This window comes from Pseudomonas sp. SIMBA_068 (assembly GCF_046534705.1).
GTDB classification, from domain to species: Bacteria; Pseudomonadota; Gammaproteobacteria; order Pseudomonadales; family Pseudomonadaceae; genus Aquipseudomonas; species Aquipseudomonas putida.
This window is the reverse complement of record NZ_JAWRYI010000004.1, coordinates 12,059-29,898: the sequence shown is the minus strand read 5'-3', so window position 1 is coordinate 29,898 and position 17,840 is coordinate 12,059. Positions and strand designations below refer to the sequence as shown.

The following is a 17,840-nucleotide window of genomic DNA, read 5'->3' as shown; positions in this document are numbered from 1 at the left end:
GGCAGCCTGAGTGATGGTGCAAGACCGTCTTTTGCTGAAAAAGCGTTTCAGCTTCCCTGATCATTGCCGATAACCCCTGCACGAATCAGCGGGCAGCCAGAACAACAACGCCTTGCGATCGAAGATCAAGAGAGCGAAAACTACTTCTGGAGAGCGTGCATGAACAGCTGGTTCGCTAACATCAGCGTCAACCTCAAACTTGGCCTGGGCTTCGGCCTGGTGCTGATCCTCACCGGCCTGCTGGCTCTGACCGGCTGGACCAGCCTGGGCAGCCTGATCGACCGTAGCAACTGGATGGGTGACATCGGCCAGCTCAACAAAGACCTGACCGACCTGCGCATCGCGCGCCTGCAGTACATGATCGCCAACGGCGACGATGCTGCCGCCGCCAACACCCAGACCAAGCTGGATGCCTTCAGCAAGCAGCAGGCCTACCTGGCCAGCACCTTCACAAGCCCGGACAACGTCAAGCTGCTGAATGAGCTGGGCGCAACCATCAGCGCCTACAAGGTGTCGCTGAACAAGATGCGCCAAGGCTACGACGCTACCCGCGCTGCGCGCGTTGCCATGGACGGCTCGGCCACCCGCGCCGACCAGGCCATGGACGCCCTCAGCCAGGAAGTCATGGCGCGCCCAGAGGCCGACAGCGTGCGCCTGGCCCAGTACCAGCTGATCAGCAAGGCCCGCCAGCAACTGCTGCAGGTGCGCATCGACGTGCGCGGCTACATTGCCGACAACAGTGCTGCCAACGAGCAGGCCGCCCTGCGCCAGCTGGATGCAGCGCTAGCCGATATCGACAACCTCAAGCGCCAGCTGCCCGCCGAAGACGCCCGCCTGCAACAGTTCGAAAGCTCGGTACTGGCCTACCGTGATGCCGTGCGCCAGTTCCGCGACGCGGTCGCCAACATCACCACCTCACGCGCCGAAATGACCGTGCAGGGCGCCGATATCGTCAAGCGCAGCGATGCGCTGTACCAGATCCAGCTGGAACGCCGCGACATCGAAAGCACCCAGGCCCGCACCCTGCAGGCCATCGCTACCCTGCTGGCACTGCTGGTCGGCGTACTGGCAGCGGTACTGATCACCCGCCAGATCACCGGCCCACTGCGTGAAACCCTGGCAGCGGTAGAAAAGATCGCCAGCGGCGACCTCACCCAGCATGCGCGCATCACCCGCCGCGACGAACTGGGCGTGCTGCAGCAAGGCATCGCGCGCATGGGCACCACGCTGCGCGAGCTGATCAGCGGCATCCGCGATGGCGTCACCCAGATTGCCAGCGCCGCCGAAGAGCTGTCGGCAGTGACCGAACAGACCAGTGCCGGCGCCAACAGCCAGAAGGTCGAGACCGACCAGGTGGCCACCGCCATGCACGAAATGGCCGCCACCGTTCAGGAAGTGGCGCGCAATGCCGAGCAGGCCTCGCATGCCGCCACCGGTGCCGACGACGAAGCCCGCGCCGGCGACCGCGTGGTAGGCGAGGCGATTGGCCAGATCGAGCGCCTGGCCGAGGACATGCACCGCTCCACCGAAGCCATGAACCTGCTGCAGCAGGAAAGCCAGAAGATCGGTAGCGTGATGGACGTGATCAAGTCGGTGGCCGAACAGACCAACCTGCTGGCGCTCAATGCGGCAATCGAGGCGGCGCGTGCCGGCGAGGCCGGTCGTGGTTTTGCCGTGGTCGCCGACGAAGTGCGCGGCCTGGCCCAGCGCACGCAAAAGTCCACCGAAGAAATCGAAGCGCTGATTGCCAGCCTGCAGGATGGTACCCAGCAAGTGGCGAACGCCATGCAGGGCAGCCGTACCTTGACCGACAGCAGCGTCGAACTGGCACGTAAGGCCGGAGCCTCGCTGGAGAACATCACCAGCACGGTGTCGAGCATCCAGTCGATGAACCAGCAGATTGCTGCGGCGGCGGAGCAACAGAGTGCAGTGGCGGAAGAGATCAGCCGCAGCATCCTGAATGTGCGTGATGTGTCCGAGCAGACGGCGGCGGCCAGTGACGAGACGGCAGCGTCGAGCGTTGAGCTGGCGCGGTTGGGTGGGCAGTTGCAGACACTGGTCAGCCAGTTCCGCGTCTGACCTGGGTAACCCGGGGCCGCTTTGCGGCCCTTTCGCGGCACAAGGCCGCTCCTACAGGAGATCGCGTTCCCCTGTAGGAGCGGCCTTGTGCCGCGAAAGGAGGGCAAAGCCCTCCCAGCAATCTGGCAGGCATTACTTGACGATCATCCCCACCCCACGCCCCCGCGGATCGGAAGCAGTCTCAAGCTTCGCCCCGTCCACCCGGATCGCCTGGATATCGCCCATCTCCCAGCCTTGGTCCTCAAGCACGTAGCCCATCTTCTTCAGCTCATCCGCCACCGGCCCGGTCAGGGGTGCATAGCTGTCAAAGTAGATAGTGTCCTTGGGCAGCAACTGATGGTGCACGCGCTGTGCCGCCACCGCCTTGTCCAGCGGCATACCGTAGTCGTACAGGTTGTTCATCACCTGGAAGATCGAGGTGAAGATCCGCGAACCGCCCGGGGTACCGATGACCAGCTCGACCTTGCCATCACGGGTCATCAGGCTGGGGCTCATCGAGGACAGCATGCGCTTGCCCGGCTCGATTGCGTTGGCATCGCCACCGACTACGCCAAAGGCATTGGCAGCGCCGGGCTTGGCGCTGAAGTCGTCCATCTCGTCGTTGAGCAGGAAGCCTGCGCCCTTCACCACCACGCCACTGCCGTAGTCGAGGTTGAGGGTGTAGGTGTTACTGACCGCGTTGCCCTGCTTGTCGACGATCGAGAAATGCGTGGTCTGATGCGGCTCCAGGCCCGGCTTGACCTTGTCGGTGTCGGAAATGGCTTTCGGGTTGACCTGCGCGGCGCGCTTGGCCAAGTAGTCCTTGGCCACCAGTTGGTCCACCGGCACCTTGGTAAAGGCCGGGTCGCCCAGGTAGTCGGCACGGTCGGCAAATACGCGCTTCTCGATTTCAGCCAGCAGGTGGATGTACTGCGCCGAGTTGTGCGCCACCCCCTTGAAGTCCGCCGCGCGGTCTTCCTTGATGCCCAATAACTGGGCCAGGGCGACGCCGCCAGAGCTTGGCGGTGGTGCGGTGTAGACCACGTTACCACGCCAGCTCACCGCCATCGGCTCACGCCATACGGCTTTGTAATCCTTCAAGTCATCCTTGGTGATCAGGCCCTTGTCAGCCTGCATCTGCGCCACCAGCAGGTCGGCAGTCTTGCCCTGGTAGAACTCGCTCACGCCCTTGTCGGCGATGCGTTCCAGGGTCTGGGCCATTTCTGGCTGCTTGAACAGCTCGCCGACCTTCATGTTGCCGAAGTAGTCATTGAAGTTGGTCGCAGTCTTGAACATGCCCTGGGCATCGTTGCGGTACTGGTACTGCTTTTCCGCCACTTTGAAGCCGTTTTTCGCATAGCCGATGGCCGGGGTCAGCAGCTCGCTCCAGGGCAGCTTGCCGAACTTCTGGTGCGCCTCCCACAGGCCCATCACCGTGCCAGGCACACCCGCGGCGCGTACCCCGACCAGGCTGAGGTTTTCGATGACCTCGCCCTTGTCGTTCAGGTACATGTTGCGCGTGGCAGCCTTCGGCGCGACCTCGCGGTAGTCCAGGAAGTAGGGCTTGCCGTCGACGAACAGGGTCATGAACCCACCACCGCCGATGTTACCGGCCTCCGGGTAGGTCACAGCCAGGGTGAAGGCGGTTGCCACGGCGGCGTCCACCGCGTTGCCGCCCTTTTTCAGAATATCGGCGGCTACCTGTGCACCATATTGATCGGGCGCAGCCACTGCGCCGCCCTCCAGCGTGGCGGCATAAACCGAGGAACAGCTCAGGATCGCGGCTGCGAGAGCCAGGTACGGGAACGGGACGATACGCATGACACTTCCTTGGTGTTGTTTTTGTTGAGCAGTCAGTAAGGCCGAAGCGTTTCGACTGTGCAATCAACCATAGGAAATTTCGCCGCCTGTGGACAGGATCTGTCGCGTTCAGGCAACTCAGCAGGCGTACATCGCCAGCTTGCGCTGGATGAAATCGAGGAAGCACTGGATACGCAGCGCCAGCTGGGTATTGCGGTAGTACACCGCGTGGATCGGCTGGCGGTAGCCATTGTTGGCCGCGGCCAGGACCACTTGCAGGCGCCCGGCGCGGATGTCCTCATGGGTCATGAAGTGCGACAGGCTGACGATGCCCTCGCCGGCCAGTGCCAGCTGGCGCAGGGTCTCGCCACTGGAGGCGATCAGTGCCGGCCGGATGCTGAAGCGGTCACCCTGGGCGTGGCGCAGCGGCCAATGGTTGAGCGATTCGGGCTGGCTGAAGCCGAGCAGGCAGTGGTTGGCCAGGTCCTCGACCCGCTGCGGCGTGCCGTGCTGCGCCAGGTAGGCCGGGCTGGCCAGTACCTGCACCGGGCTGCAACCCAGGTTGCGCGCGTGCAGGCTGGAATCGGCCAGTTCGCCGATGCGGATCGCCACATCGGTGCTTTGCTCCAGCAGGTCGATGATCAGGTCATCGGTGTTCAGTTCCAGCTCGATGCCCGGGTACTCGCGACGGAATTCACCGATCCACGGCAGGATGGCATGCAGCATGAACGGCGCAGCGGCGTTGATGCGAAGGCGCCCGGTGGGCGTCTGGTGGTTCATCGACAGGCGCTCTTCCATCTCGTCCATCTGCTCCAGGATCAGCCGTGAGCGCTCAAGGAAGTAGCGGCCCTCTTCGGTGAGGTCCATGCGCCGGGTGGTACGGTTGACCAGGGTGGTACCCAGCTTGCCCTCCAGGCGCGACAAGGTGCGGCTGACGGCGGACGGGGTCTGGCCCATCTGCTCGGCAGCGGCAGAAATCGAGCCGCAGTCGATGACGGCGACGAATACCTGGAGTTCTTCGGATCGGGTTTTCACATTCGCGCCTGTGATGGGTACCTGCCTGGATTAGATCGCCTTGCCGAACACCTTGTCCAGATGTGCCTCATAAGCCGCCAATGCCGCGGGCACATCCGGGCGCTTCATCACATCCACCGCCAGGTAAGTCGGCAGGCCGGTCATGCCAAGGAACTGGTTGGCCTTGTGGAACGGGAAGTACACGGCATCCACACCCTTGCCTTCGAAGAAATCACTCGGGTCATCGAACGCCTGCTGCGGCGCATTCCAGGTCAGCGACAGCATGTACTGCTTGCCGTGCAACAGGCCACCGCTGCCGTACTTCTGCGAATGATCCGAACGGGTACGGCCATCGTTGGCATAAAGGCTGCCATGGCCAGCGGTAAAGACTTCGTCGATGTACTTTTTCACGGTCCAGGGTGCGCCCATCCACCAGCCCGGCATCTGGTAGACGATCACATCGGCCCAGAGAAACTTCTCTACCTCGGCTTGCACGTCGTAGCCGCCGTCGATAAAGGTTTGCTGCACATCGAAGCCGGCGCGGTCCAGGTGAGCGATGGCTGCTTCGTGCAAGGTCGCGTTGAGGCGGCCCTCGGAGTGAGCGAACTGTTTACCACCATTGAGCAGAAGGATCTTTTTCATGCTGGCCTCCCGGGCCGAGTCAAAATTTGATGCCGGCAGGTTAGAGGCTCGCGGGAGCGGGATACAGGGGTGACTGGGCAAAATACAATTGACCGGAAGTCACGAATGATCGAAGTATTATTGCCGTAGAATCGACTCACCACCCATCACCGAGTAGCGCCCCATGAGTGAGCAGTTCGCCTTTATCCTCAAAGCCAAGACCCGCCCGGAAATGGCTGATGCGTTCGAAACCCTGTTCCGCCCCTTCGTCGAGCCCAGCCGCCAGGAGCCGGGCTGCATCGAGTACCACATGCTGCGCGACCAGCAGGACCCGAGCCTGTTCGTGTTCTTTGAAGTGTGGGCCGACCAGGCCGCGCTGGATGTGCACTCGGCCTTGCCGCACATGACCGCGTTCTTCGAAAAGCGCATGGACTACCTGGAGCGCGATTTCGATATCCAGCGGGTCGACATGCTCAGCGCATCAAGCGCTAGCCGTTGATCAGCAAGTGGCCGCCCAGGGCGGCCAGGCCGATGAAGAAGCAACGTTTGAACAGCAGCGCGCTGATGCGCTGACGCAACCACTGCCCGGCCAGCATGCCGAGCAAGGCGGGCGCCAACATCAGCAGCGAAGCCCCCAACGCCTGGCCACCAAGGGCATCCTGCCCGGCCAGGCCAACGGCCAGCGCCAAGGTCGACACCGTGAACGACAGGCCCAGGGCCTGGATCATCTGTTCACGGCTCAGGCCCAGGCTTTGCAAGTAGGGCACAGCAGGTATCACGAAAACCCCGGTTGCCGCCGTGACCACCCCCGTCAACAGCCCACAGACCGGCCCCAGCCAACGCTCGTGCGTCAGCGCCAGCTGCAAACCCGGGCCGACCAGCCCGTACAACGCATACACCAGCAAGGCCGCACCCAGCGCGTGCACGGCCCATGGGCCACTGTCGATCCCCAGCCAGGCACTGCCCAGCAAGGTGCCAATGAAGATCAGCGCCAGCATCGGCCCCAGCCGCACCAGCAACGCTCGCAGGTGCCCGCCGCTGGCCAGTTGCCAAAGGTTGGTGAGGGTCGACGGCACGATCAGCAGCGCAGCTGCCTGCGCCGGCGGCATAGCCAGCCCCAGCAGGCCCATGGCGATGGTCGGCAGGCCCAGGCCGATCACCCCCTTGACCGCGCCGGCCAGCAGGAAGGTAAGCACTACCAGCAGCGAAAGGGCTGGGCCAATGTCCTGGTAGAAAGCTAGCAAAGTAGTCATGGGCTGATGATGGCGGTTTCCGGCCAGCGGGAAAATCTGCCATATACTCAGCCAGACTCTTGTAAAGACAGAGCCACATGCATTTCGACCTGATCGACCTCAAGCTGTTCCAGCACACCCTGGAGTGCGGCAACATCACTGCCGGCGCCAGCCGCAGCCACCTGTCGCTGCCGGCAGCCAGCGCACGCATCCGCGCCATGGAGGCATCGCTGGGTATCCCGTTGCTGCAGCGCAACCGCCGTGGCGTGCAGCCGACACCGGCGGGTCAGGCACTGCTGCAGCATGCACGCCTGATAGCGCAGCAGGTCGAGCGCCTGCAGTTTGATCTGGGCCAGTACGCACAAGGGCAGCAAGGCCAGGTACGCCTGCTGTGCAACACAGCAGCACTCACGGAGTACCTGCCAGAACTGCTGGCCAGCTACCTGGCTGCAAATCCCGGGGTCAGCGTAGATGTGCAGGAGCTGCCGAGCCTGCGCATCGTGCAGGCGATTACCCAGGGCATGGCGGACCTTGGCATCGTTTCGACCGCAGCGCCCAACGAACACCTGCAAACCCGGCCGTTTCGCGACGACCCGCTGGTACTGGTGACGCCCTTGGGCCACCCGCTGGCCGGTGCGGTCGCGCCCAGTTTCATCGACAGCCTGGTGCATGGCCATGTCGGGCTGGGTGCTACTAGCGCGTTGGCGTTGTACCTGGAAGAACAGGCCCTGCGTGAGGGGCGCCGTATGCAAGTGCGGGTACGGGCCGAGGGTTTCGATGGGGTGATCCGCATGGTTGCAGGCGGGGCCGGGGTCGGGGTGGTACCGCTGGCAGCCGTGAAGCGCTGGCAAGGCGTGCTGCCGTTGCACTGGGTGGCGCTGGAGGAGGCGTGGGCCAACCGCAAGTTGCTGGTGTGCGCGCGGGACTTTGCGGCGTTGCCGGGCTATGCCGCAGCATTGGTGACCACCCTCACCCGTTGAAGCGTCAGTTCCTGCACAGTGGGTGCATTTTTTCGGCCGGTCGCACACAATCCCCTCATCGCACTACGAAAAAGGATTTTCCAGTGGCATCGATCTACCAGCTCAAACCGCGCTTCCAGGCCCTGCTGCGCCCAGCAGTCCAGCGCCTTTACGACCGCGGTGTCACCGCCAACCAGGTTACCGTCGCCGCCGCCGTGGTGTCGGTCCTGCTGGGCCTGCTGCTGGCCGCCCTGCCCCACGTCACCTGGCTGTTCATCCTGATACCGGTGTGGATGCTGTTGCGCATGGCACTGAACGCCGTCGACGGCATGTTGGCCAGGGAGTTCGGCCAGCAATCTACCCTCGGCGCCTACCTCAACGAACTCTGCGACGTGATCGCCGACGCCGCCCTGTACCTGCCCTTCGCCCTGCTGGCCGGGGTTTCTCCGGTGCTGGTGGTGCTGGTGGTGCTGTGTGCCACCTTCAGCGAATACGCCGGCGTCATGGGCCCGCTGGCTGGCGCCTCGCGCCGTTACGACGGCCCCATGGGCAAAAGCGACCGGGCCTTTGCCTTCGGCGTGCTGGGCACCGGGGTCACCTTTGGCCTGCTGAATGGCAGCTGGATCAATGGCCTGCTGCTGGTCATCCTCGCGCTCTCGCTCTATACCCTCTACAACCGGGTTCGCCAGGGGCTGGCCGAAACCCGCTGAGCCCAAAGCCGCCGCAAAAAGGACGTTGATAATGCGCCAAGCGCAAGCGCTGCACTTCTCCACCCATGACGGTGTCGAGTTGCACTACCGTCATTGGCCTGCCACCCGCAACGAGCACCAGCCACGCCGGGCCGTGGTGATGTTCCACCGCGGCCATGAACACGGCGGGCGCATGGCCCACCTGGCCGATGAACTGGACATGCCGGGCTATGACTTCTTCGCCTGGGATGCCCGCGGCCATGGCCAGTCGCCAGGCGCACGCGGCGACAGCCCGGGGTTCGCCACCAGCGTGCGCGACGTGCAAACCTTCATCGAACACATCCAGGCCCATCACGGCATCGCCGAGCACGACATGGTGGTGCTGGCGCAAAGCGTCGGCGCGGTGCTGATTGCCACCTGGGCCCACGACTACGCGCCCAAGGTACGCTGCCTGGTGCTGGCCTCGCCCGCGTTCAAGGTCAAGCTGTACGTGCCATTCGCCCGCCCTGGCCTGAAGCTGCTCAAGGCCTTGCGCGGCAACTTCTTCGTCAACAGCTACGTCAAGCCACGCCTGCTCACTCACGACCCCGAGCGGGTGATGTCGTACGTAGCCGACCCGCTGATCAGCCGGCCGATTTCGGTGACCATGCTACTGGGCCTGTACGAAGCCGCTGACCGGGTAGTGGCGGATGCCCAGGCCATTCAGGTACCCACCCAGTTGCTGGTATCTGGGGCCGACTTCGTGGTCGAGCGCCAGCCGCAGGAGCGCTTTTTCGAACGGCTGGGCAGCACGCGCAAGGAAATGCACATTTTGCCGGGCTTCTTCCACGACACCCTCGGTGAGCGTGACCGGGCCCACGCCCTGAAGCGCATCGAACGGTTCGTAGAGCACTGCTTCGCCAGCCCCGCCGCCCTGCCGTCACTGCTTGATGCCGACAAGACGGGCGCCAGTTGCGCCGAAGCCGAAAGCCTGGCCGCACCGTTGCCGCGCCACTCGCCGCGTGACCTTTACTGGCGCGCCACCCGCGCCGGGCTTAGCCTGGGCAAGGGGTTGTCTGCGGGGGTGAAACTGGGCTTCGACACCGGCTTCGATTCGGGCAGCACGCTCGACTACGTGTACCGCAACCAACCGACCGGCAAGGGCAAGCTGGGCCGCCTGGTCGACCAGAACTACCTCGACGCCATCGGCTGGCGTGGCATTCGCCAGCGCAAGCTGCACGTCGAGGAACTGCTGAGCCTGGCCATCGCCCGGCTGCGCGAACAACAGCGGCCCGTGCACATTGTCGATATCGCCGCCGGCCATGGCCGCTACATCCTCGAAGCACTGCAAGACCTTGAGCAGTTGCCGGACTCGATCCTGCTGCGCGACTACAGCGAGCTTAACGTGCAGCAAGGCAGCGCGCTGATCACCGAGAAGGGCCTGGCCGACATCGCCCGCTTCGTCCAGGGCGATGCCTTCGACCGCCAGAGCCTGGCCACCCTGGAGCAACCGCCGACCCTTGCGGTGGTCTCGGGGCTCTACGAACTGTTCCCCAGCAACCAGCTGGTTGGCAACTCGCTGGCCGGCCTGGCCGATGCCGTGGAAGATGGCGGTTATCTGGTCTACACCGGCCAGCCGTGGCATCCGCAACTGGAGATGATCGCCCGCGCCCTTACCAGCCACCGGGGTGGCGAGGCCTGGGTGATGCGACGCCGCAGCCAGGCCGAAATGGACCAGTTGGTAGAGGCGGCCGGTTTCCGCAAGCTGGCCCAGCGCATCGATGAATGGGGGATTTTCAGCGTCAGCCTGGCACAACGGGTGCGCTGAATGAACCCATCACGCGAGCCTGGGCTGATCCGCCGGGGCGTGTTCTGGCTTCTGCTGCTGGGGCCGTTGTTTTTCCTCAGCTATGGGCTGGCGAACAACCATACCGCCGGGCGTAGTGATGTCGGCAGCCTGGTGTTCGGCTGGGAGCGCAGCATGCCGCTGTGGCCCTGGACGATCATCCCGTACTGGTCGATCGACTTGCTCTACGGGCTGTCCTTTCTGCTGCCGCGCACACGCCAGGAAATGGACCGGCACGCGCTGGCACTGCTCAGCGCACAGGTGATCAGTGTCACCTGCTTCCTGCTGTGGCCGCTGCGGTTCACCTTCGAACGGCCAGAGCTGGGTGGGCTGTTCGGCTGGCTGTTCGATGTACTGATGGGCTTCGACAAACCGTTCAACCAGGCGCCATCGCTGCACATTGCGCTGCTGGTGATCATCTGGACGATGTTTGCCCGGCATGTGCAGCGCCAGCCCTGGCGATGGCTGATGCATGGCTGGATGGCGTTGATCGGAGTGTCGGTACTGACCACCTGGCAGCATCATTTCATCGATGTACCCACGGGTGCATTGGCGGGGTTTGCCTGCGTCTGGCTGTGGCCGCATCAGGGGGGACTGCCCTGGCAACAGGCGCGCCTAGCACAGGATGCCAAGCGCTGGCGGGTGGCGTTTTATTATGCCGTCGGCGCTGTTTTGTGCGCTGTGCCTGCCATTGTGTCGGGCGGCGCCTGGTTGTGGTTGGCCTGGCCGGCCGTGTCGCTGGCACTGGTTGCGCTGAACTATGGTGTGTTGGGTGCAGGCGGGTTTCAGAAAGGCGCCGATGGGCGCTTGTCGAATGCGGCCAGCTGGCTGCTGGCACCGTATTTGGTCGGAGCGTGGGTCAATTCGCGGCTATGGACCCGGCACCACCCACAGGCCGATGAAGTGTGCGATGGCGTGTATCTGGGGAGGATCCCTGGGCGCAGCACGCAGTTCGCTGCGCTTGTCGATTTGTGCGCCGAGCTGCCGTGCGCTGTCAGCCGCCCTACTGCGGACATTTGTGGGAGCGGCCTTGTGTCGCGAAAGGGCTGCGCAACAGCCCCGGCAATGTCTGCCGCGAAGCTGAAAAACCGGGGCCGCTTCGCGCCCCTTTCGCGGCACAAGGCCGCTCCTACAACGGTCGCGCAAGCCTTTGAGTATCAGTGTTTCCCTACCCTGGATCTGATAGCGCCGGACGTTGCCCTGTTACAACAGGCCGCCAACGCCATCGAACGCCTGCACGCCCAAGGCCCTGTACTGGTCTGCTGTGCTCTGGGCTATTCGCGCAGCGCCAGCGCCGTGGCCGCCTGGCTGCTGCTCTCTGGCCGCTGCAGCAACGCCCAGCAGGCCGAAGCACTGATCCGCAAAGCCCGCCCCGGCATCGTTCTGCACCCGGCACACCGCCTGGCCTTGCAACAGCTTGGAGCACAGCCATGAACATGCGTGTGGTGGCCAGCCTGCTGGGTCGCGGCAAACAGCTGGAACGCTTGTCCGACGGCCTCACCCTGCTGGCCCTGGCCTACGGCCTTGCACCTTTGTTGGGTGCCCCACTTCAACCGCTGGCCAGCCTGCTGTGCGGCGTGCTGCTGGTGCTTGGCGTGGTGCACAAGTACTGGGCCATCCGCGTGGCCATAGATGCCGAACTGTTCACCCACCTCGCCAGCAGCAACCACCTGGCAGCGGACACCCAGGCCCTGGACCGCGCCCTGTTCGAGCTGAAACTGAAACCGCAGGCCACGGACGCCCGCGCCTGGCCTGACCGCAGCCAGGCCGCACTGAACCTGTTGCGCCGCCAGGCACTGTGCCTGGGCCTGCAGTTGTCGCTGGCCTTGGCTACCCTGCTGACACTGCCTTTGAAGGGATGACCACCGATCCATGCTCGCCAACCTGACCGCCTACCTCATCACCTCCGCCGCCCGTCTGATCACGGGTGCCCGCGCCCTGTGGCTGGGTTGCACGCCGCTGCCAGTGCAGCGCCTGTACTTCGCCAACCACAGCAGCCACGGTGACTTCGTGCTGCTGTGGGCTTCACTGCCGCAGCCCTTGCGCAAACGCACCCGTCCGGTGGCCGGCGCGGACTACTGGGCCAAGCCGGGCATCCGCGATTTTCTCATTCGCAAGGTGTTCAACGGCGTATTGATCGACCGCCAACGCAGCGAAGGCCAGGGCAGCCCGCTACAGCCGATCCTTGAAGCCGTGGCTCAAGGCGACTCGCTGATCTTCTTCCCGGAAGGCACGCGTAACCTGGGCGACGAGCCACTGATGCCGTTCAGAAGCGGGTTGTACCACCTGGCCGCGGCCAACCCCGACGTCGAGCTGGTACCGGTATGGATCGCCAATCTCAACCGGGTGATGCCCAAAGGCCGCGCCCTGCCCCTGCCGTTGCTGTGCACACTGAGCTTTGGCGAACCGCTGCACCTGCACGCTGACGAAAGCAAGCAGGCCTTTCTCGAGCGGGCCAGCCAGGCCCTGCTGACCCTGGCCCCGAAGGATGCCTGACATGGACGACAACACCCTTTCCCTGTTCGCCGGCATCGGCGCCCTGCTGCTGCTCGCCAGCGTGACCGGCCGCCTGCTGAAGTGGCGCGCCGGCCCCGCGCCACACGCGGTGATCGACAACCTCAACGCCCGCATCAACGCCTGGTGGGTGATGGTGCTGGTGATCGGCATCGCCTTCCTCTTCGGTAAATACGGCGTGATCGTGCTGTTCTATGGCGTGTCGTTCTATGCCCTGCGCGAATTCATGACCCTCACCCCGACCCGGCGCAGCGACTACCCGGCGCTGGTGGCAGCGTTTTATGTGGCACTACCGGTACAGTACGTGCTGATCGCCATGGACTGGTACGGCCTGTTCAGCATCTTCATCCCGGTGTACCTGTTCCTGCTGCTGCCGATTTTGGCCAGCTTCGGCGGCGATACCACGCGTTTTCTCGAACGTGCGTCAAAGGTGCAGTGGGGGCTGATGATCGCGGTGTACTGCGTATCGTCGGTGCCCGCCTTGATGACCCTGGACATCCCCGGCTACGAGGGGCGGAACCTGCTGCTGATCGCCTGGCTGATCCTGGTGGTGCAGATCAGCGACGTGCTGCAATACGTGTGCGGCAAGCTGTTTGGCAAGCACAAGGTGGCCCCCAACCTGTCACCGTCCAAGACCGTAGAAGGGTTGGCCGGCGGCGTGGCACTGGCCACCCTGATCGGCGCCCTGTTGTGCTGGATCACCCCGTTCACCTTCTGGCAGGCCGCGCTGATGGCGTTGGCGGTCAACGCCATGGGCTTCTTCGGCGGGCTGGTGATGTCGGCGATCAAGCGCGACCGCGGGGTGAAGGACTGGGGCCACATGATCGAAGGCCACGGCGGCATGCTCGATCGCATGGACTCGGTGTGCTTTGCCGCGCCGGTGTTCTTCCACTTTGTGCGGTACTGGTGGGCGTAGCCAATATCAAACGTCTGGCATAGCGCGAGCAGACAGCTGGACGTCGAGCCCAGGCAACTGCGGCTCGGCCGATGGCCCTATGGTGACCAGTCATTCAGCCAGTCACCAGGAGTTGTCCCATGTCCGATTTCATCACCGTCCTGCGCGAAACCTGCCCGACGCCGGTCGTGGACGCCACCAAGTGGAAGCGCATCGGCGGCGATCCGCACACCGTCAACCTCAATGCCTACCTGTCGGCCGACGGCAGCAAGATCATGGGCACCTGGATCTGCACCCCGGGCAAGTTCGAGGTCAACTACGAGAAGTGGGAGTTCTGCCACTTCCTCGATGGCTACTGCATCATCACGCCGGAAGGCGAAGAGCCGAAGCACCTGAAAGCCGGTGACGTGTTCGTGATCGAGCCCGGGATGAAAGGCACCTGGGAAGTGGTCGAGACCGTGCGCAAGTATTTCGTCTTCGCCTGATCCCTGAAGCTACACATAGCCCTGTGTAGGAGCAGCCTTGTGCTGCGAAGAGGCCAGTTCAGACACAGCAGTTGTGTTGTCTTGGCTGGCCTCTTCGCAGCACAAGGCTGCTCCTGCAAATCTCTAGCCTGAAGTACGGGCAAAAAAAATCGCGGGGCAGGTGCCCTTCCCTCTGGTGCGCAGTTACAGAGGGAAGGCCGCCTGGCCCGCGATGAAGCCCACCTCTTGCGTCAATCTTTCTTGCGATAACCCTCGACGATGGCCGAGAAGTCCTTGCCTCCCTCGCCACGCAGGCTCATGGCCTGATACAGCTGCTGGGCCACGGCGCCGAGGATCACCGGTTGGTGAGCCTGGCGTGCCGCTTCAGTGGCCAGCCCCAAATCCTTGAGCATCAGGTCGGCGCCAAAGCCGCCGGTATAGCCACGCGATGCCGGTGCCGTTTCGATAATGCCCGGCCACGGGTTGTAGGTGTCCGAACTCCAGCAACGCCCGGTCGAGCTGTTGATAATGCCGGCCAGCACCTTGGTGTCGATGCCCAGCGCGTTGCCCAGGGCCATGGCCTCGGACACGCCGATCATCGAAATACCCAGCAGCAGGTTGTTGCAGATCTTGGCGATCTGCCCGGTACCAACTTCACCGCAATGCACGATGTTGCGGCCCATCTGCTCCAGTACCGGCTTGAGCGTGGCGAACAGCTCGGCGCTGGCACCGACCATGAAGGTCAGGGTGCCCGCCGCCGCGCCGCCAGTGCCACCGGACACCGGCGCGTCGCCCAGGTCCACGCCTTTGGCCGCTGCCGCCTTGGACACATCACGGGCGGTCTGCGGGTCGATGGTGCTGCAGTCCACGGTAGGCGTACCGGCACGAATACCGGCCAGCACGCCATCTTCGTTCAGGTACACGCTGCGCACATGGGCCGCAGCTGGCAGCATTGTGATCACCAGGTCGCTGTTGGCCGCCGCGTCCTTGGGCGACGGGCTGATCTGCCCACCCAGTTCTGCCAGCTCGGCCAGCACGGCCTTGTTGAGGTCGAACAGGTTCAGTTGGTGCCCGGCCTTGATCAGGTTGCGGGCCATGGGCGCGCCCATGTTGCCGAGGCCGATGAATGCGATACGCATGACTTCTCCTTAGCGCAGGCTGATGGTGGTGTTCACACCGTCATTGATGCTGTCGTCATCAAACCAGCGGGCGGTAACGGTCTTGGTCTGAGTGTAGAACTGCACCACTTGCTTGCCGTACGGGCCGAGGTCGCCGAGCTTGGAGCCACGGGAGCCGGTGAAGCTGAAGAACGGTACCGGTACCGGGATCGGGATGTTGATGCCAACCTGGCCGATATCGATTTCGCTCTGGAACTTGCGCGCTGCCGCGCCGCTCTGGGTGAACAGGCCGGTGCCGTTACCGAACGGGTTGGCGTTGACCAAGGCGATGGCCTCGTCGAGGGTATCGACCTCCAGGGTGACCAGCACCGGGCCGAAGATTTCCTGGGTATACACCTGCATGTCGGTCTTCACGCCCGAGAACAGGGTTGGGCCAACGAAGTTGCCTTGCTCGTAGCCCGGCACCGTGACCTCGCGGCCGTCGAGTTCCAGCTTGGCGCCTTCCTTGATGCCGCTTTCGATCAGGCCCAGCACACGCTCCTTGGCGCGTTTGGAAACCACCGGGCCAACGTCGGTGCCCGGTTCGCAGCCGGCATTGACCTTGAGCTTGCTCGCCGCGTCCTTGATGTCGGGCAGCCACTCACGGGCCTTGCCCACCAGCACCGCCACCGAGGTGGCCATGCAGCGCTGGCCCGCCGCGCCGAAGGCGGCACCGACCAGGGCGTTGACGGTTTGCGTGCGGTTGGCATCGGGCAGCACTACCGCGTGGTTCTTGGCGCCCATCATCGACTGCACGCGCTTGCCGTGCTGGCTGCCGAGGTTGTACACATGGGTGCCGACTTCGGTAGAACCGACGAAGGAAATTGCCTTGATGTCCTGATGCGTGCAGATGGCATCCACCACTTGCTTGCCACCGTGCACCACGTTGAGCACGCCTGCCGGTACGCCGGCTTCCAGCGCCAGCTCGACCAGCAGCATGGTCGACAGCGGATCCTGCTCGGAAGGTTTGAGCACGAAAGTGTTGCCGCAGACGATGGCCATGGGGAACATCCACAGCGGGATCATGGCCGGGAAGTTGAACGGAGTGATACCGGCGCATACGCCGATTGGCTGGCGCAGGGTGTAGGTATCGACACCGCCGGCGACGTTCTCGGCGAACTCGCCCATCTGCAGGGTACCAATGGACGCGGCGTGTTCGACCACCTCCAGGCCGCGGAAGATATCGCCTTCGGCATCGGCCAGGGTTTTGCCCTGCTCGGCGCTGAGCACCTGGGCAATGCGTTTGGTGTGTTCGCGGATCAGCGCCTGCAGCTTGAGCATGATGCGCATGCGCGCGCCAATCGGGGTGTTGCGCCAGGTCTGGAAAGCGCTGTGGGCAGCAGCCACGGCAGCGCCGACTTCCTCGACGGTGGCGAACGGCACGCGCGCCAGCACCTCTTGGGTGGCCGGGTTGACGATGTCGCGCCACTCGGTAGTTTTCGATTCGACCCACTGGCCGTTGATCAGCAGCTTCACCTGCTCGACCTTGGTGCTGTTAGGGGACTGCGGTGCGTTCATCTGCGTTCTCCTTGGAATTATTGTCGGGACGAGATCGCCAGCGCCAAGCAAACGCGAGGTGGCGTCCTGAGGCTTATTTCGAGTATAGATGTGCAAACATCCAACAAGAACGCACAAAAAAACCGGATCATCATGCAAAAAGACCTCACATCCCTGAGCGCGCTCAACTGGGACGACCTGAAGTTTTTCCTTGAAGTGGCCCGCACCCGCAAGGCCAGCAGCGCCGCCAAACGCCTGAGCGTGGACTACACCACGGTGTCGCGGCGCATCAGCTCGCTGGAGGGGGCGCTGGGCACGTTGCTGTTCGAAAAGTCGCGGACCAACGGCTTTGTCCTCACCGCCGAGGGCCAGCGCTTGCTCGGTTATGCCGAGTCGATCGAAAGCACGCTGCACATGGCGTGCGAGCAGGTGTCCGGGTCGGGCGTGGCGTTGTCGGGGCATGTACGCATGGGCTGCACCGAGGGCTTCGGCAGCTTTTTCATCACGCCACAGCTAAGCCACTTCGTTGATGCCTACCCGGCGATTTCTGTGGATATCCTGCCACTGCCGCACTTCATCAGCCTGTCCAAGCGCGAGGCGGACATCGTCATTGCCCTGGAGCGGCCGGAGCATGGGCCTTATGTGTGCTGCAAGCTGTGCGATTACCGCTTGCGGCTGTATGCGACCCAGGATTACCTGGACAGCCATGCGCCGATCCGCCAGGTAGCGGACTTGGCCAAACACCCGTTCATCAGTTACGTGGATGACCTGGCGTTCAGTTCGGAGCTTTTGTACCTGGCCAACCTGATTCCCGGTGCCAGCGCGCACTTGCGCAGTACCAGTGTGATTGCGCAGTACACCGCCGCGTTGCAGGGGCGTGGGCTGGCGATACTGCCGTGCTTCCTTGCGGCGCAAGACCCGCGGCTGGTGACGGTGCTGCCCGAGGAGATCGAGGTGACGCGGCAGTTCTGGATGTACTGCCGGGAGGACTTGCGCAAGTTGAAACGCATTACCTTGCTGTGGGATTACATCCGTGGGGTGACCGAGGCGAATGCACCGTTGTTGATGGGGGAAACCCGCGACATGCGCTTTGCTCAGGAGTGATGGTGCTGCGT

17 protein-coding genes and 1 pseudogene are annotated in these 17,840 nt (G+C 63.7%); 12 read left to right on the top strand and 6 right to left on the bottom strand.

The window, feature by feature from the left end; all coding sequences use genetic code 11:
- Window positions 1–159: 159 nt before the first annotated feature.
- Both SB756_RS11730 and SB756_RS11725 read left to right on the top strand, forming a co-directional pair.
- A pseudogene (locus SB756_RS11730) lies at window positions 160–1,224 on the top strand (methyl-accepting chemotaxis protein); the annotation flags it as partial.
- Window positions 1,216–2,079, top strand: coding sequence for a methyl-accepting chemotaxis protein (locus SB756_RS11725; protein ID WP_410910965.1), 864 nt, complete (start codon window positions 1,216–1,218; stop codon window positions 2,077–2,079). The pseudogene SB756_RS11730 and the gene SB756_RS11725, both read left to right, overlap by 9 nt.
- Before the next feature lie 132 nt (window positions 2,080–2,211).
- Here the strand turns inward: SB756_RS11725 and ggt are convergent, their stop codons facing one another.
- From ggt to SB756_RS11710, 3 genes are all read right to left on the bottom strand, one after another.
- Window positions 2,212–3,879 (bottom strand): gamma-glutamyltransferase, encoded by a 1,668-nt coding sequence (ggt, locus tag SB756_RS11720; RefSeq protein WP_410910868.1) that lies wholly within the window; start codon window positions 3,877–3,879, stop codon window positions 2,212–2,214.
- A 117-nt stretch (window positions 3,880–3,996) separates the two neighbouring features.
- Window positions 3,997–4,893, bottom strand: coding sequence for a LysR family transcriptional regulator (locus tag SB756_RS11715; protein WP_016497915.1), 897 nt, complete (start codon window positions 4,891–4,893; stop codon window positions 3,997–3,999).
- Between the two features lie 30 nt (window positions 4,894–4,923).
- Entirely contained in the window at window positions 4,924–5,514 is a 591-nt protein-coding gene (locus SB756_RS11710; RefSeq protein ID WP_049274996.1) for an NAD(P)H-dependent oxidoreductase, read from the bottom strand.
- Window positions 5,515–5,677: 163 nt separating this feature from the next.
- Between SB756_RS11710 and SB756_RS11705 the strand changes: the two genes are divergently transcribed.
- Complete coding sequence (locus SB756_RS11705; protein ID WP_341796788.1) at window positions 5,678–5,992, top strand: putative quinol monooxygenase; 315 nt, start codon at window positions 5,678–5,680, stop codon at window positions 5,990–5,992.
- Here SB756_RS11705 and SB756_RS11700 read toward each other — a convergent pair.
- Window positions 5,982–6,746: a sulfite exporter TauE/SafE family protein gene (locus SB756_RS11700; RefSeq protein WP_410910867.1), complete on the bottom strand. Its 765-nt coding sequence runs from the start codon at window positions 6,744–6,746 to the stop codon at window positions 5,982–5,984. The genes SB756_RS11705 and SB756_RS11700 overlap by 11 nt on opposite strands.
- Window positions 6,747–6,823: 77 nt before the next feature.
- On the opposite strand from SB756_RS11700, the gene SB756_RS11695 reads away from it, so the two are divergent.
- The 8 genes from SB756_RS11695 to SB756_RS11660 all read left to right on the top strand — a co-directional run bounded on the left by SB756_RS11695 (window position 6,824) and on the right by SB756_RS11660 (window position 14,092).
- Window positions 6,824–7,705 carry a LysR substrate-binding domain-containing protein gene (locus tag SB756_RS11695; protein WP_410910866.1) on the top strand — a complete coding sequence of 294 codons (882 nt, stop codon included), beginning with the start codon at window positions 6,824–6,826 and terminating at the stop codon, window positions 7,703–7,705.
- An 83-nt stretch (window positions 7,706–7,788) separates the two neighbouring features.
- Window positions 7,789–8,394, top strand: coding sequence for a CDP-alcohol phosphatidyltransferase family protein (locus tag SB756_RS11690; RefSeq protein ID WP_410910865.1), 606 nt, complete (start codon window positions 7,789–7,791; stop codon window positions 8,392–8,394).
- A gap of 31 nt (window positions 8,395–8,425) precedes the next feature.
- Window positions 8,426–10,180 carry a bifunctional alpha/beta hydrolase/class I SAM-dependent methyltransferase gene (locus SB756_RS11685; RefSeq protein WP_410910864.1) on the top strand — a complete coding sequence of 585 codons (1,755 nt, stop codon included), beginning with the start codon at window positions 8,426–8,428 and terminating at the stop codon, window positions 10,178–10,180.
- Complete coding sequence (locus SB756_RS11680; protein ID WP_410910863.1) at window positions 10,181–11,632, top strand: phosphatase PAP2/dual specificity phosphatase family protein; 1,452 nt, start codon at window positions 10,181–10,183, stop codon at window positions 11,630–11,632.
- Entirely contained in the window at window positions 11,629–12,060 is a 432-nt protein-coding gene (locus SB756_RS11675) for a hypothetical protein (RefSeq protein ID WP_410910862.1), read from the top strand. Before SB756_RS11680 ends, SB756_RS11675 begins: the two co-directional genes overlap by 4 nt.
- Before the next feature lie 10 nt (window positions 12,061–12,070).
- On the top strand, window positions 12,071–12,694 hold the full coding sequence (locus tag SB756_RS11670; RefSeq protein ID WP_016497906.1) for a lysophospholipid acyltransferase family protein: 624 nt from the start codon (window positions 12,071–12,073) through the stop codon (window positions 12,692–12,694).
- 1 nt (window position 12,695) lies between these two features.
- Window positions 12,696–13,628: a phosphatidate cytidylyltransferase gene (locus tag SB756_RS11665; protein ID WP_016489124.1), complete on the top strand. Its 933-nt coding sequence runs from the start codon at window positions 12,696–12,698 to the stop codon at window positions 13,626–13,628.
- A gap of 119 nt (window positions 13,629–13,747) precedes the next feature.
- Window positions 13,748–14,092 carry a cupin domain-containing protein gene (locus SB756_RS11660; RefSeq protein WP_003258412.1) on the top strand — a complete coding sequence of 115 codons (345 nt, stop codon included), beginning with the start codon at window positions 13,748–13,750 and terminating at the stop codon, window positions 14,090–14,092.
- 230 nt (window positions 14,093–14,322) lie between these two features.
- On the opposite strand, the gene mmsB is transcribed toward SB756_RS11660, so the two are convergent.
- Window positions 14,323–15,210 carry a 3-hydroxyisobutyrate dehydrogenase gene (mmsB, locus tag SB756_RS11655; protein WP_341796796.1) on the bottom strand — a complete coding sequence of 296 codons (888 nt, stop codon included), beginning with the start codon at window positions 15,208–15,210 and terminating at the stop codon, window positions 14,323–14,325.
- Between the two features lie 9 nt (window positions 15,211–15,219).
- Window positions 15,220–16,746, bottom strand: a complete 1,527-nt coding sequence (locus SB756_RS11650) for a CoA-acylating methylmalonate-semialdehyde dehydrogenase (protein WP_410910861.1) — start codon at window positions 16,744–16,746, stop codon at window positions 15,220–15,222.
- 132 nt (window positions 16,747–16,878) lie between these two features.
- Between SB756_RS11650 and SB756_RS11645 the strand changes: the two genes are divergently transcribed.
- The gene (locus tag SB756_RS11645; protein ID WP_410910860.1) at window positions 16,879–17,829 is read left to right on the top strand and encodes a LysR family transcriptional regulator; all 951 of its coding nucleotides are present in this window, start codon (window positions 16,879–16,881) and stop codon (window positions 17,827–17,829) included.
- Window positions 17,830–17,840 lie beyond the last annotated feature (11 nt).